Origin of the sequence: Streptomyces sp. CA-243310, from assembly GCF_050936775.1 — a bacterium.
Lineage (GTDB): Bacteria > Actinomycetota > Actinomycetes > Streptomycetales > Streptomycetaceae > Streptomyces.
The window spans coordinates 2,416,157-2,430,388 of sequence record NZ_JBNJMF010000002.1; the positions used below are offsets into that span (position 1 = coordinate 2,416,157).

Consider the following 14,232-nt stretch of genomic DNA (forward strand, 5'->3'; position numbering starts at 1 on the left):
CCGGCGACACGGCGAGGGGCCGGACCGGCAGCGTGCGCCGATCCGCCCGGGAACCGGAAGCGCGCCCCGATCCGCCCGGGAAGGAACCGGAAGCGTGCCCCGATCCGCCCGGGATGACGGGACAGCCCTTGGCCCGCCCCTTTCGGGCCCTGCCGCGCGGCGGGGTTCCGGGGGCCTATTCCCCGCACTCGAAGTCGTCGGCGTGCGAGTCGATCCGGGCCAGGAGCGCGCGCAGGGTTTCCTGGTCGGCCCCGGACAGGCCGGAGAACAGGCCCAGCTCGACGGCGTCGAGGGCCGCGTTGGTCTCGCCGAGGGCGGCCGAGCCGGCGGCCGTGATGGCCACGTTGTGGCGACGGCGGTCGGCCGGGTCGCGGCGGCGTTCGACCAGAGCGTCGCGCTCGAGGTCGTTCAGGATCCCGACGAGCACGCTCGGGTCCACCTCCAGCCGGGCCGCGAGCGCCCGCTGACCGACGGGGCCGCCCTCCAGGTGCATGAGCGTCATGGCGTGTCGGGGGGTGAGCCCGGCCGCACTGAGCGCCTTCTTCATGCGGGTCTGGGTGACCGATCCGTGCCAGGCGAGAAGCAGGCCCAGCCGCTGCGGCGGGTTCGGGGCGTCCTGTGCTGCCGTCATGTCCCACATCGTAGCGCCCATGAAATGATTGCGATCTTCTGATCATTGATGCTATTCAATGGTTTTACATACTCGACCATTGGAGCTCATCATGTTCATTGCCTACGTCGCCATCGCCGCCCTGCTCGCCCTCACGCTCGCCGCGTCGGCGACCCTCACCCTCCGGCGCAACGAGACGATCCTCGCGAACATGCGAAAGGTGGCGGTGCCGGACTCCCTGCTGCCGACCCTGGCCGCACTGAAGGCCGCCGGTGCGGTGGGGCTGGTCGTGGGCATGTGGGTGGCACCCCTCGGCGTGGCCGCCGCCGCCGGAGTGACCCTCTACTTCATCGGCGCGGTCGTGAGCCACCTGCGCGTCAAGGACTACGACCTCGCCCCGGCAGCCGTCCTCACGCTGCTCTCGGCGGCGGCGCTGGCGCTGCGCCTGGCCTCCTGACCCACCCCCACCCCACCTCGATCCGGATCCGGCACCCCTTCATGCTGACGAGTGACAGATATTGAAATCTGTCACTCGTCATGCCATTCTCTTTTCATGACCACTCACCAGAACGCTCCCCATACCCCTCGCACCCCCCGCCGCCTCGGCACCGCCGGCCCCTCCGTCTTCCCGCTGGGGCTGGGCTGCATGGGCATGTCCGCCCTGTACGGCGAGGCCGACCGGAGCGAGTCGATCGCGACCATCCACGCCGCCCTGGACGCGGGCGTCACCCTGCTCGACACCGGCGACTTCTACGGCATGGGCCACAACGAACTGCTGATCAACGAGGCGCTGCGCACCGCGCCCGCCGCGGCCCGTGAGCAGGCGCTGACGAGCGTGAAGTTCGGCGCGCTGCGCACGGTCGAGGGCGGCTTCGCCGGGTACGACGGCCGGCCCGACGCCGTCCGGAACTTCCTCGCCTACTCCCTCCAGCGGCTCGGCCGGGACCACGTCGACGTCTACAGGATCGCCCGCGTGGACCCGGACGTCCCCATCGAGGAGACGGTCGGTGCCATCGCCGAGGCCGTCCAGGCCGGACACGTGCGGCACATCGGCCTCTCGGAGGTCGGCGCGGAGACCCTGCGCCGGGCAGCCTCCGTCGCACCGATCTCGGACCTCCAGATCGAGTACTCGCTGATCTCGCGGGGCATCGAGGAGGAGATCCTGCCGACCGCCCGCGAGCTGGGCATCGGAGTCACCGCGTACGGGGTGCTCTCCCGAGGCCTGATCAGCGGCCACTTCGGCCGCGACCGGGCGCTGGCCCCCGGCGACTTCCGCGGGATGAGCCCCCGCTTCCAGGGCGACAACCTCGACCGGAACCTCGACCTGGTGGACGCCCTGCGCAAGGTCGCCGACAGCAAGGGCGTGAGTGTCGCCCAGATCGCCATCGCCTGGGTGCTGGCCCGCGGGGAGGACATCGTGCCGCTGGTCGGCGCCCGCCGCCGGGACCGCCTCGACGAGGCACTGGGCGCACTCGACGTGGAGCTGACCTCCGCCGACCTCGCCGCCATCGAGGAGGCGGTCCCGGCCGGGGCGGCGGCCGGCGATCGATACCCGCAGGCCCAGATGGCCCACCTCGACAGTGAGCACTGAGCCAGCTGTACGGTCGTACTCATGCCCCCTGCTGCTGCCGAACCCCTGACTCCGGAGCGCATCCTCGAAACCACCGAGGACGTGTTGCGTCGCTTCGGCCCCACCAAGGCGACCGTGGTGGACGTGGCGCGCGCGCTGGGCGTCAGTCACGGCAGCGTGTACCGCCACTTCCCGTCGAAGGCGGCGCTGCGCGAGGCGGTCACCGACCGCTGGCTCGCCAAGAGCGTCGCGATGCTGGAGGAGATCGCCTCGGCCCCCGCCGAGACGGCACCCTCCAGGCTGGAGGCGTGGTTGGAGGCCCTCTTCGAGGCCAAGCGCAAGAAGGCGGGCGCCGACCCGGAGCTGTTCGCGACGTACACCGTGCTGCTCGCCGAGAACAGCGGCGTGGTGGACCGGCACCTGAGCGAGCTGATCGAGCAGTTGGTCCGGATCATCGCCGACGGGGTCGAGGCCGGGACGCTGGCCGCACCCGACGTGCCGGCCGCGGCGCGGGCCGTCTTCGACGCCACGGGCCGGTTCCATGATCCGCAGTACGCCGCCGACTGGCTCTCCCCGACCATCCTCCCGGAGTTCGAGGCGGTCACCTCGCTCGTCATCCGGGGTCTGCGCGCCTGACCCCGGGGTCTGCGCGCCTGACCCGACGCCCCCGGGACCCCGACCGCAGATCGTCGGCCGCGGGCCGGGGATCGACGGCCGCGGACTGCGGACGGACGACCGGGGACCGACGACCGTCCGACTGCCCCCGCTCCGGGCGGCGTTGATTCGGAGCAGGCGGTTCCGTTCGACTTGGTGATCATTTGAGTCGGAGACCCCTGTCACCGGACGCGGCCCTGCCCTACGTTCCCCGAGACACCGTCAGGTACTTCTCAGGGGGAAGCATGTCCGCTCCACCACCGCAGGGCCCCCGCCCCGCACCACCCGCCCGGTCGGGCGGCGCCGCGGCGCTCGGCTGGATTCTGACCATCGGGCTCAACGTGGTCGCGCCGATCATCACCTACAACCAGTTGCACGACCACGGCTGGAGGGAGTTCGACGCGCTGCTGATCAGCAGCGCGTGGCCCGTCCTCGACAGCGCCATCCACCTGGCCTGGCGCCGCAAGGTCGACGAGTTCGCGATCGTCACCCTGGTCTTCCTGGTGATCACGGCGGTCGTCTCGCTGATCGGCGCGCACTCGGCGCGGGCCCTGCTGATCAAGGACTCGGGGGTGACGGGGTTGTTCGGGTTGCTCTGCCTCGCCACCCTTCTCGCACCGAGGCCGCTGATGTTCTACTTCGGCCGCAAGTTCGCCACGGACGGGACTCCCGAGAGCACGGCCTGGTGGAACGGCCTGTGGCAGTACGAGGGCTTCCGCCGGACCATGATCGTGATGACCACGGTGTGGGGCGTGGTCTACCTGCTCGAGGCCGGGGTCCGCATCGCCCTGACCTACGCGCTGGACACGGACACGATGGTGGTCCTCAGCCCCGTCACGATCTACACGGTGCTCGGCCTGCTGGGCGTCTGGACCGCCCTCTACGGCAAGCGTTCGCAGGCGGAGGGCGAACGGCGCGCCGCGGAGACGGCCTCGGCCGCGGCCGCGGAGACGGCCTCGGCCGAGCAGCATGCCGGGACCGCATAGGCCTGAGGCCCCCGCCGCAGGGAGACGGAAAATGCCGGTGGCCCGGTGCGCGTCGCGCACCGGGCCACCGGCATTCCGGCGAGCCGTGACGGCGAGGCCGCCGACCGGCAACCGCGGACTAGCAGCCGAGCAGACGGCTGCCCAGGTAGCTCTGGATCTGGTCCAGGGAAACGCGCTCCTGCTTCATGGTGTCGCGCTCGCGCACGGTCACCGCGTTGTCGTCCAGGGTGTCGAAGTCGACGGTGACGCAGAACGGCGTACCGATCTCGTCCTGACGACGGTAACGACGGCCGATGGCACCCGCGTCGTCGAACTCGATGTTCCAGTTCTTGCGCAGGTCGGCGGCAAGGCCCTTGGCCTTCGGCGACAGCTGCGCGTTGCGGGACAGCGGCAGGACGGCGACCTTGATCGGGGCCAGGCGCGGGTCGAAGCGCATCACGGTGCGCTTCTCCATGACGCCCTTGGCGTTGGGGGCCTCGTCCTCGTTGAACGCGTCGAGCATGAAGGCGAGCATGGCGCGGTTGACACCGGCCGCCGGCTCGATGACGTACGGCGTGTAGCGCTCGCCGGCCTCCTGGTCGAAGTACGTCAGGTCCTGGCCGGAGGCGGCCGAGTGGGCCTTGAGGTCGAAGTCGGTGCGGTTGGCCACGCCTTCGAGCTCGGAGAACTCATTGCCACCGAAGTTGAAGCGGTACTCGATGTCGGCGGTGCGCTTCGAGTAGTGGGACAGCTTGTCCTTCGGGTGGTCGTACCAGCGGATGTTCTCCTCGCGGATGCCGAGGTCGCGGTACCAGTTCCACCGCTCCTGCATCCAGTACTCCTGCCACTGCTCGTCCTCGCCCGGCTTGACGAAGAACTCCATCTCCATCTGCTCGAACTCGCGCGTGCGGAAGATGAAGTTGCCGGGGGTGATCTCGTTGCGGAAGGACTTGCCCATCTGCGCGATGCCGAAGGGGGGCTTCTTGCGGGAAGTCGTCTGCACCTGGGCGAAGTTGGTGAAGATGCCCTGGGCGGTCTCCGGGCGCAGGTACGCCTTGGAGCCGGTGTCCTGGGTCGGGCCCAGGTGGGTCTCCAGCATGCCCGAGAACTGCTTGGGCTCGGTGAACTGGCCCTTCACACCGCAGTTGGGGCAGTTGATGTCGGCAAGACCGTTGGCGGGCACGCGGCCGTGCTTGGCCTCGTACGCCTCCTCCAGGTGGTCCGCGCGGTGGCGCTTGTGGCAGGAGGTGCACTCGGTCAGCGGGTCCGAGAAGGTGGCGACGTGGCCGGAGGCCACCCACACCTCGGGAGCCAGAATCACGGAGGAGTCGATACCGACGATGTCCTCACGCCCGGTGACCATGGCCTTCCACCACTGGCGCTTGATGTTCTCCTTCAGCTCGACACCGAGCGGGCCGTAGTCCCAGGCGGCCTTGGAGCCGCCGTAGATCTCACTGGACGGGAAAACGAAGCCACGGCGCTTGCTCAGGCTGACGATGGTTTCGATCTTGTCGGCGGCCACGGTGCTCTCTTCATTACGAGGACGAACGGCGAAGCCTTTAGGTTACCGGCGCCCGCACCCCCCCTTTCAAATCGGGAGGGCCTTGCCCGGCCCTCCGGCGGCCCGCGCGGGCTCCCCCCACCAGGGTTTTTGACAATCGTTTCCATCTTTGATGAAAATGGATGTCATGAACGTACGACGCCTCATACCCGCCGCAGCCCTCGCCGGCGCCGTCGCCCTCGGCGCGACGGCCCTCACCGCCTGCTCCGGAGCCAGTGCCGCCGGAGGGAACACGGACGGCAAGCTCGCCGTGACGGCGTCGTTCTACCCCATGCAGTTCCTCGCCGAGCGGATAGGCAAGGAGCACGTGACGGTCACCACCCTGACCAAGCCGGGTGTCGAACCGCACGATCTGGAGATCACGCCCAAGCAGACGGGCCGACTCGGCGAATCCGACGTGATCCTCTACCTCAAGACGCTGCAACCCGCCGTGGACAAGGCCGTCGCCCAGTCCGGCGTGAAGAACGTCGTCGACGCCGGCGCCCTCACCGAGCTGGAGGCGCACGCCGCCTCCGGGCACGACGACCACGACCACGCGGCCGAGGGCGGCGATCACGCGACCGAGGGCGAGGGGCACGACCACGACCACGGCGGCGCCGGCAAGGACCCGCACGTATGGCTCGACCCCGCCAAGTACGCGCAGATCGCCAAGGGCGTCGGCGCGGCCCTGGGGAAGGCCGACCCCGCGCACGCGGCGGACTACGAGAAGAACACCGCGACGCTGGTCACCGAACTGGGTTCCCTGGACACCGAGTTCAAGGACGGCCTGAGGACCACGGCCTCCAAGACCTTCATCACCACCCACGCCGCCTTCGGCTACCTCGCCGAGCGCTACGGGCTCGACCAGGAGGGCATCTCCGGCATCGACCCCGAGTCCGAGCCCAGCCCGGCCCGCATGAAGGACCTCCAGGGCGTCGCGGCCAAGGACAAGGTGACCACCGTGTTCTTCGAGACGCTGGCGGGCGACAAGACGGCCAAGGCCCTCGCGAAGGACACCGGCCTGAAGACCGACGTCCTCGACCCTCTCGAGGGAATCACCGACAAGTCCCAGGGCGCTGACTACTTCGAGGTCATGCGGTCGAACCTGAAGAACCTCCAGAAGGCCCTCGGAGCCAAGTGATGACAGCAGCAACGGAGGCGCGAGCCATGCAGTCCACGTCGGGTCAGACAACGGACCAGCCCGTCATATCCCTGCGCGGAGCCACGGCCTCGCTCGGCTCGCGCCCCGTGCTGCGCGGGATCGACCTCACCGTCCGGCGCGGTGAGGTCGTCGCCCTGCTCGGCGCCAACGGCTCCGGGAAGTCCACGGCCGTACGCGCCGTGGTCGGCCAGGTCCCGCTGACCGACGGCGAGCTGTCCCTCTTCGGAACCGAGTTCAGGCGCTTCCGCCAGTGGTCACGCATCGGCTACGTCCCGCAGCGCACCACGGCCGCCGCCGGCGTCCCGGCCACCGTCCGGGAGATCGTCTCCGCCGGCCGGCTGGCCCGCTCCCGCTTCGGGGTGCTGCGCAAGGCCGACCGGGCCGCCGTCGAGCGGGCACTGGCCCTCGTCGACATGGACACGTACGCCGACGCCTCGATCAACGCCCTCTCCGGCGGCCAGCACCAGCGCGTGCTCATAGCCCGGGCACTCGCCGTGGAACCCGAACTGTTGATCATGGACGAGCCGATGGCCGGCGTGGACCTGGCGAACCAGGAGGTCCTCGCGAACGCCCTGCGGCACCAGGTGGAGGCCGGGACGACCATCCTCCTCGTCCTGCACGAGCTGGGCCCGCTGGAGCCGCTGATCGACCGGGCCGTCGTCCTGCGCGACGGCTGCGTGATGCACGACGGACCGCCCCCGGAGGCCGTGGGCCAGCACGCCCTCCCCGGCCACGACCACGTACACCCCCACGCGGCGCACGACGCCGAGCCCCTCCGGACGGGACTGCTGAGCTGATGGACCTCCTGACCTACCCCTTCATGGTGCGGGCGCTGATCGCGGCCGGTCTGGTCGGACTGACCGCCCCCGCCATCGGCACGTACCTCGTCCAGCGCCGCCAGGCCGTCATGGGTGACGGCCTCGGCCACGTCGCCATGACCGGCGTCGCGCTGGGCTTCGTCCTGCACACGAGTCCCGTGTGGATGGCCACCCTCGTCGCGGTCGTCGGCGCCGTAGGCATGGAGTTGATCCGCTCCCGCGGCCGGACCAGCGGCGACGTCGCCCTCGCGATGCTCTTCTACGGCGGTCTGGCCGGTGGAGTCATGATCATCAACTTGGGCGGCGGGTCCACGACCATGCTGCTCGGGTCGATGTTCGGTTCGATCACCACGGTCGCGTCCGAGGACGTCATCGCCATGGTGATCCTGGCCGCCTTCGTCCTCGCCGTCACGATCGGCCTGCGCCGGCAGTTGTTCGCCGTCTGCCAGGACGAGGAGTTCGCCCGGGTCACCGGGCTGCCGGTGCGCGCGCTGAACCTGCTGATCGCGATCACCGCGGCCGTCACCGTCACCGTAGCGATGCGGATCGTCGGCCTGCTCCTGGTCAGCGCCATGATGGTGATCCCGGTCGCTGCCGCACAGCGCATGACCCGCGGTTTCGCCACGACGCTGGGCCTGGCCATCGCCATCAGCGTCACCGTCGCCCTGACCGGCACGGCCGCCACGTACTACGTCGAGGCGCCCTCCGGCGCCATGATCGTGCTGCTCGCCATCGCCGTCTTCATGGTGATGACGGCCCTGTCCACCCCCCTGGCCCGGCGCCGGGCCAGGGTCGCCCGGAGCGCCGAGGAGGTCTGTACGCGCGACGATGTGAAGGTCTAGGAGTCTCGGCCGCCTGGCACAATGGGCCGAGGCCGAAACGAGGAGGAACCGGTGGCGACTGCGCCTGGCGAGATGAATACCGCGCCAGTACGAGGACGATCCACCCGGCAGCGGGCGGCCGTGGCGGCGGCACTGGACGAGGTGGACGAGTTCCGCAGCGCCCAGGAACTCCACGACATGCTCAAGCACCGCGGCGATTCCGTGGGCCTGACCACCGTGTACCGCACCCTGCAGTCGCTCGCCGACGCGGGTGAGGTCGACGTGCTGCGCACCAGCGACGGCGAGTCCGTCTACCGCCGCTGCTCCACCGGCGATCACCACCACCACCTGGTCTGCCGCAAGTGCGGCAAGGCGGTCGAGGTGGAGGGTCCGGCCGTGGAGAAGTGGGCGGAGTCCATCGCGGCCGAGCACGGCTACGTGAACGTCGCCCACACCGTGGAGATCTTCGGCACCTGCGCCGACTGCGCCGCGGCGGCCGGCTAGATCCGGCGCAGGTTCCGGTCCAGCACGTCCCGCAGGCGGTCGATGTCGGCGGGATCCTGAGCGCCCCGCTTGGGCAGCATGGTCATGGCCGCCGCCCGCTTGTCGTCGCTGAGCAGAAGGAACATCCCGTCCGTCTCCGTGTACCGCGGCTGGGCCGCCCAGCCGATGTGCGTCCGGGTGTCGGCAGTCCTGACGTGCACGCCGGAAGCGTCGACGACGACGCGGGCCTCCCCCGTCTTGTCCAGCAGCCCGCCGAAGGCCCGTGCCTGGAGCCGCGGAGCGAACAACACCAGGGCCCACAGGAACGCGCCGGCGGCGAAGAAGAACAGGGGCCTGCCGAGGACCCCCTCCCCCTCCGCCAGGGTCAGGGCGCCGAGCCCCATGGCCATCAGTCCGCCCAGGGGGAAAGCCCACCTGGCGCGGCGTCCCGAGGCCGTGTGGGAGTCCCGCGTGCGCAGGGCCTGCACGATGTCGGCCCTGGTCATCGAGTAGACCAGCTCGACCGCCTGCCCGTCCGGCTGCGCCGAGGGCTCCGTATCCGTGTCCATGACAGGGAGCTTATCGGCGGGATCCGGTCAATCCGTCAGCCGGTCGAGCCGTCAGCCGGTCAGGCGGAGGCGCCCGGTTCTCCCTGGTTCGGCACGGCGCCGCCGAAGCGGCGGTCGCGCTGGGCGTACTCCAGGCAGGCCGCCCACAGGTTCCGGCGGTCGAAGTCCGGCCACAGCACGTCCTGGAACACCATCTCGGCGTACGCGCTCTGCCAGAGCAGGTAGTTGGAGGTGCGCTGCTCGCCGCTCGGGCGCAGGAAGAGGTCCACGTCGGGCATGTCCGGGTAGTACATGTACTTCGCGAAGGTCTTCTCGTTGACCTTCGACGGGTCGAGCCGGCCGGCCGCGACGTCACGGGCGATGGCCTGCGCCGCGTCCGCGATCTCCGCGCGGCCGCCGTAGTTGACGCAGAAGTACAGGGTCATCGCGTCGTTGTCGACGGTCTGCTCCTGGGCGACCTGGAGTTCCTGGACGACCGACTTCCACATCTTGGGCATGCGGCCGACCCAGCGGATGCGGATGCCCAATTCGTTCATCTCGTCGCGGCGGCGGCGGATGACGTCGCGGTTGAAGTTCATGAGGAAGCGGACCTCGTCGGGCGAGCGCTTCCAGTTCTCCGTCGAGAAGGCGTAGAGGGAGAGGTTCTTGACGCCCATCTCCAGGCAGCCCTTGAGCACGTCGAGGACGACGCCCTCGCCGACCTTGTGGCCCTCGGTGCGCGGCAGTCCGCGCTCCTTGGCCCACCGGCCGTTGCCGTCCATGACCACGGCCACGTGGTTCGGGACCAGCTCGCCGGGGATCTTCGGCGGGCGCGCACCGGACGGGTGCGGCTCGGGAACCTTGTACTCCCGGCGAGAGCGTCCCAGAATCCCGCGTCGTGCCATGTGTCCAGCTCCTATTTCTCGACGTATCGCAGGGAGCGTAGCCCGCGCTCCAGATGCCAGTGCAAATAGGCCGAGACCAGCCCGCTGCCCTCCCGCACGTGACGCGCCTCGCAGGCGTCCGCGTGACCCCAGTCGCCCGTCAGCAGCGCGCTGAGCAGAGCGATGGCCTCAGACGAGGGTACGACGCTGCCGGGTACCCGGCAGTCTCCGCATATCACCCCGCCCGCGGCGACGGAGAAGTGCCGGTTGGGGCCGTGGATCCCGCACTTCGCGCAGTCGTCGAAGCTGGGCGCGTAACCGTTGACGGCGAGGGAGCGCAGCAGGAAGGCGTCGAGGATGAGGTGGGGTTCGTGTTCGCCGCGCGAGAGGGTGCGCAGTCCGCCGACGAGGAGGAGGTACTGCTGCACGGCCGGTTCGCCCTCGTTCTCGGCGAAGCGTTCGGCGGTCTCCAGCATCGCGGTGCCGGCGGTGTAGCGGGCGTAGTCGGTGACGATGCCGTTGCCGTACGGGGCGATGATCTCGGTCTGGGTGCAGAGCGGCAGGCTGCGGCCGATCAGTTCGCTGCCCCGGGCGAAGAACTGCACGTCGGCGTGGGAGAAAGGTTCCAGCCCGGCCCCGAACTTCGACTTCGTCCGCCGTACGCCGCGGGCGACGGCCCGCACCCGGCCGTGCCCCCGGGTGAGGAGCGTGATGATGCGGTCCGCCTCACCCAGCTTCTGGGTGCGCAGCACGATGCCGTCGTCGCGGAACAGACTCATGGCCCCATTGTCGCCTGTACGGGGACCCGGGCGGGGACGCCTGTACGAGGACCCGCGCGGGAACGGCGAGACCCCGCGCCGGACCGGGGTCCGGGCGCGGGGCCGTCACGTCTCGGGAGGATCAGCCCGCGGGCGTCGCCGCGCCGTCCGTCGTGCCGGCCGGGTCCCCCGCAGCCGCCTTGTCCGTGCGGTCCGTCCCGTCCGTCCTGTCCGTCCCGTCCGTCCCGTCGGCCTTGTGCGCGACCGCCAGGGCGACCGGTGCGTCCGCCTGGGCGGGCAGCACGACCTCCGGGGCGGCGTCGGGGGCGGCCTGCGGCTCGGCGTGCGGATCGCCCTTGCCCAGGCCGTTGAAGAGCAGGTTCATCAAGATCGCGGCCGTGGCGCCGAGCGTCACACCGCTGTTGAGGAGCGAGGCGAGATCCACGCTCATGTGCTTCTCGAAGAAGGCCGGGACGGTCGCCGGGAAGAGCGCGAAGGCGAGGGCGACGCCGACAATCAGGGCGTTCTTCTCCTCCTTGAGATCCACCTTGCCGAGGGTCTGGATGCCTGCGAGGGCGACCATGCCGAACATCACGGTGGCGGCGCCGCCGAGGACACCGGGCGGGATCGCGGCGACGACCGCCGCGGCCTTGGGCAGCAGACCCAGAATGATCATGATCACGCCCGCCGCGACGACCACGAACCGGCTCTTGACCTTGGTGACGCGGACCAGCCCGACGTTTTCGGCGAAGGCCACGTACGGGAAGGAGTTCAGCAGGCCGCCGATCGCGGTGGCCGCGCCGTCGGCCCGCAGCGCCCGGGCGACGGTCTCGCTGTCGATGTCCTTGCCGACGATCTCGCCGACCGCGTAGGTGTCACCGGTCGTCTCGACCATCGTGATCAGCATGACGATCAGCATGAGGAGGATCGGGAACCACTCGAACTTCGGGGCGCCGAAGTGAAAGGGCGTGGTGACGCCGATCCAGTCGGACTGGCCGACGGCCGCGAACTTGGCGTCGCCGAGGGCGAAGGCGACGAGCGTGCCGCCGACCAGGCCGAGCAGGACCGCGATGCTGGAGACGAAGGGGCGGCCGAGGCGCATCATCACGAGGACGAAGAGCATGGTGCCGACCGCGTAGGCGAGTTGCTTCGGGTCCCCGCCGTCGCCGACGAGCGGGGCGCCACCGACCACGTCCTTGAGCGCGACCGGGAGCAGGACGATGCCGAGGATGGTGATCACCGTGCCGGTCACCACCGGCGGGAAGAGCGACATCACGACGCGGAAGACACGTGCGGGCATCCAGGCGAAGGCGAAGGTGGCGATGCCGGCCGTGATGACGGCTCCGTAGATCACCAGCAGGGCCGCCGTGCCACCGCCCGCGCCCAGGCCGATGGCGATCATCGGGGAGACGGCGGTGAAGGTGACGCCCTGGATGATCGGCAGTCGGGCACCGATCCGCCCGATGCCCCAGGCCTGGATGATCGAGGCTATGCCGCAGGTGAAGAGGTCCGCGTTGATCAGGTAGACCAGTTGCTCGGGACTGAGCTTGAGCGCGCTGCCGACGAGGATCGGAACGATCACCGCACCGGCGTAGAAGGCGAGTACGTGCTGGAAGCCGTACAGCGCCAGCTTGGGGAGGGGGAGCACCTCGTCGACCGGGTGCGAGCTCTGCTCTCCGTTGGCGGAAAGCCGGGCGGCGACACGTGCCATCTCTGCCTTGCCCTTCGATAGGTAGGTGACGAGAGGAGATCTGGTCATCCCTGGCCGGAGTGGGTCGCGAACCCGTTGGTCCGCCGGGATGTCAGTGAATTCACGTGCATCGAAGCCCCGCTGTGTTACCGGCGGCGTCTCGTCGTGTGACCGGAATTGAACGCCTGTGGGGGCGCTCACAGATATCGTCGACTTCTACAAAGTGTTGACGTTTCGGGGTCGTCGATCTGGAGGTTCCGCCACTGGCGGGAACACGCGAGCGGCGGCTATGGCCGGTGGACCGCGAAGGCCGCATCCCGTACCGCGCACGCACCGCGCAGGTACTGCGCACGCGCGAAGCCCGCGGCGATGACCTGCGCGGACCGCCTTCGCCGGGGTTCGGCACGGCAAAGCCGAGCGCATGGTTCCAGCCATCGGGCGGTCCGGCGTCCCACTCCCGGAGGGGCCGGTTCCCTCCCTTGGCACGGATCGCGCGGCGCTCCGGTTCGGCCCCGCGAGGCCGGATCGTTACGTCGAGGAGGGGCGCGGCGACCGGTTTCGGATGCGATCGGGGCGGGCGGGGCGCACGGTGTCCGGGCGCGCGTCGCCGCCGGCCTCGCGTGGCCGGGGGCGCATGGTGTTCGGGGTGCGGCGGGTGGGGCTACGGGGCCCGGACCGCCGACAGCAGCCGTGCCACCTCGTCCGTTTCCATCCGCAGCGCGGCGCCCACGGTGGCCAGCACCTCGCGCTCGGCCGGGGTGTACGGCCCGTCGGCGAGGGCGATCCGCGCGCCCTGGAGCAGCAGCGAGGCACGGCCCGGCCCGGCCAGGTGCGGGGCCAGGGGTTCCAGGGTCTCGTGGAGTTCGATCGACAGCGCGGCACCCCGGCACTCCGGGCCGTCGTACAGACCCAGTCGGCCCTCGTCGGCGGCCAGGGCGTCCACGAGGGACTCCAACTGCTCCTCGGTGCAGTCCTGGAACCCGGCGGACCGTACGGCCGACACGGCGGCCTCCAGTGTGCTCTGGGAGGTGGTTCCGCCCGCCGCCAGCACGGCGAGGGTCACCGTGTGGACCGCGTCCCGGAGCATCGACGAGAAGCGGGTGGTGGTCAGGTGGTCCAGCACGTCGGCGTCGTAGCGCTCCCGGCAGGCCTGGCATTCGACGACGGGCCCGGCGTGGCCGCGCGGCAGCAGCGGGATCCCGAGGACGGTGAACCTGCGGCGGCCGGTGCGGCGGCGGTAGTTGCGGTCACCCCCACAGTCGGGGCAGTAGAACTCCCCGTCGCCCACGGTGCTCCAGGTGGTCCGGATGCCCCAGGCCGTCAGCTTCCGGCCGTCCCCATCCCGAGCTGGCAGCACGTCGCACCTCCGTAACTCCCCCGTGGCTTTCGGGCACGGGCGGGACCCCCTGGCACCATCGCCCGGGTTGGCGTGATGTTAGCCACATCGGTGAGGATGCGTCAGTCGTGTGACAAGACAACATCCCCCGGATCCGGGACTTGGCCGATCTCCGTCTGCCCGATTCCGGCCCGCCCGGGCGGCGTTTGGCCTGGCGGCGCAGGGGTTGTCGGCCCTGCGGGGCGGCTCGCGCGGGATCGCGCGGCGGGCGCGATCCGCGTCAACGCCGTGGCCGCCCGCACCATCCGGACGGAGCGGCGCGGAGGTCACGGCGGTGACGTCTCCCGCTCGGCCGGGACGCGCGCAACCCCGCCGCTCCGGGTGGAGCGGCGG

Annotated in this window: 15 protein-coding genes; 8 read left to right on the forward strand and 7 right to left on the reverse strand. The window is 70.3% G+C overall.

The features are described 5' to 3' along the window. Nucleotides 1-175 precede the first annotated feature (175 nt). Nucleotides 176-631 carry a MarR family winged helix-turn-helix transcriptional regulator gene (locus tag ACQEVM_RS28545; RefSeq protein WP_433083699.1) on the reverse strand — a complete coding sequence of 152 codons (456 nt, stop codon included), beginning with the start codon at nucleotides 629-631 and terminating at the stop codon, nucleotides 176-178. 91 nt (nucleotides 632-722) lie between these two features. On the opposite strand from ACQEVM_RS28545, the gene ACQEVM_RS28550 reads away from it, so the two are divergent. The 4 genes from ACQEVM_RS28550 (at nucleotide 723) to ACQEVM_RS28565 (ending at nucleotide 3,820) form a co-directional block, all read left to right on the forward strand. Then, on the forward strand, nucleotides 723-1,067 hold the full coding sequence (locus ACQEVM_RS28550; protein WP_433083701.1) for a DoxX family protein: 345 nt from the start codon (nucleotides 723-725) through the stop codon (nucleotides 1,065-1,067). Nucleotides 1,068-1,163: 96 nt separating this feature from the next. After that, nucleotides 1,164-2,201, forward strand: a complete 1,038-nt coding sequence (locus ACQEVM_RS28555; protein ID WP_433083703.1) for an aldo/keto reductase — start codon at nucleotides 1,164-1,166, stop codon at nucleotides 2,199-2,201. A gap of 21 nt (nucleotides 2,202-2,222) precedes the next feature. Continuing rightward, nucleotides 2,223-2,816 carry a TetR family transcriptional regulator gene (locus tag ACQEVM_RS28560; RefSeq protein WP_433083705.1) on the forward strand — a complete coding sequence of 198 codons (594 nt, stop codon included), beginning with the start codon at nucleotides 2,223-2,225 and terminating at the stop codon, nucleotides 2,814-2,816. A gap of 263 nt (nucleotides 2,817-3,079) precedes the next feature. Further along, nucleotides 3,080-3,820 (forward strand): VC0807 family protein, encoded by a 741-nt coding sequence (locus ACQEVM_RS28565; protein WP_433083707.1) that lies wholly within the window; start codon nucleotides 3,080-3,082, stop codon nucleotides 3,818-3,820. Nucleotides 3,821-3,938: 118 nt separating this feature from the next. Here the strand turns inward: ACQEVM_RS28565 and ACQEVM_RS28570 are convergent, their stop codons facing one another. Then, nucleotides 3,939-5,321 (reverse strand): glycine--tRNA ligase, encoded by a 1,383-nt coding sequence (locus tag ACQEVM_RS28570; protein ID WP_433083709.1) that lies wholly within the window; start codon nucleotides 5,319-5,321, stop codon nucleotides 3,939-3,941. Between the two features lie 166 nt (nucleotides 5,322-5,487). Between ACQEVM_RS28570 and ACQEVM_RS28575 the strand changes: the two genes are divergently transcribed. The 4 genes from ACQEVM_RS28575 to ACQEVM_RS28590 are packed head-to-tail and all read left to right on the forward strand — an operon-like array spanning nucleotide 5,488 to nucleotide 8,644. Beyond that, nucleotides 5,488-6,480 (forward strand): metal ABC transporter substrate-binding protein, encoded by a 993-nt coding sequence (locus ACQEVM_RS28575; RefSeq protein ID WP_433083711.1) that lies wholly within the window; start codon nucleotides 5,488-5,490, stop codon nucleotides 6,478-6,480. Nucleotides 6,481-6,506: 26 nt separating this feature from the next. Then, nucleotides 6,507-7,298, forward strand: coding sequence for a metal ABC transporter ATP-binding protein (locus tag ACQEVM_RS28580; protein ID WP_433085431.1), 792 nt, complete (start codon nucleotides 6,507-6,509; stop codon nucleotides 7,296-7,298). Continuing rightward, nucleotides 7,298-8,161, forward strand: a complete 864-nt coding sequence (locus ACQEVM_RS28585) for a metal ABC transporter permease (protein ID WP_433083713.1) — start codon at nucleotides 7,298-7,300, stop codon at nucleotides 8,159-8,161. Before ACQEVM_RS28580 ends, ACQEVM_RS28585 begins: the two co-directional genes overlap by 1 nt. A 51-nt stretch (nucleotides 8,162-8,212) precedes the next feature. Next, nucleotides 8,213-8,644, forward strand: coding sequence for a Fur family transcriptional regulator (locus ACQEVM_RS28590; protein WP_078999356.1), 432 nt, complete (start codon nucleotides 8,213-8,215; stop codon nucleotides 8,642-8,644). Here the strand turns inward: ACQEVM_RS28590 and ACQEVM_RS28595 are convergent. The 5 genes from ACQEVM_RS28595 to ACQEVM_RS28615 form a co-directional block, all read right to left on the reverse strand. Continuing rightward, a complete protein-coding gene (locus tag ACQEVM_RS28595; protein ID WP_433083715.1) occupies nucleotides 8,641-9,192 on the reverse strand; it encodes a YcxB family protein in 552 nt (183 codons plus the stop codon). The genes ACQEVM_RS28590 and ACQEVM_RS28595 overlap by 4 nt on opposite strands. 59 nt (nucleotides 9,193-9,251) lie before the next feature. After that, the gene (locus tag ACQEVM_RS28600) at nucleotides 9,252-10,076 is read right to left on the reverse strand and encodes an isoprenyl transferase (protein WP_053681972.1); all 825 of its coding nucleotides are present in this window, start codon (nucleotides 10,074-10,076) and stop codon (nucleotides 9,252-9,254) included. An 11-nt stretch (nucleotides 10,077-10,087) separates the two neighbouring features. After that, entirely contained in the window at nucleotides 10,088-10,834 is a 747-nt protein-coding gene (gene recO, locus ACQEVM_RS28605) for a DNA repair protein RecO (RefSeq protein WP_053681973.1), read from the reverse strand. A 121-nt stretch (nucleotides 10,835-10,955) separates the two neighbouring features. Beyond that, on the reverse strand, nucleotides 10,956-12,524 hold the full coding sequence (locus tag ACQEVM_RS28610; protein WP_433085433.1) for a nucleobase:cation symporter-2 family protein: 1,569 nt from the start codon (nucleotides 12,522-12,524) through the stop codon (nucleotides 10,956-10,958). Nucleotides 12,525-13,164: 640 nt separating this feature from the next. Then, nucleotides 13,165-13,860: a TerB family tellurite resistance protein gene (locus ACQEVM_RS28615; RefSeq protein ID WP_433083718.1), complete on the reverse strand. Its 696-nt coding sequence runs from the start codon at nucleotides 13,858-13,860 to the stop codon at nucleotides 13,165-13,167. Between the last annotated feature and the right edge of the window lie 372 nt (nucleotides 13,861-14,232).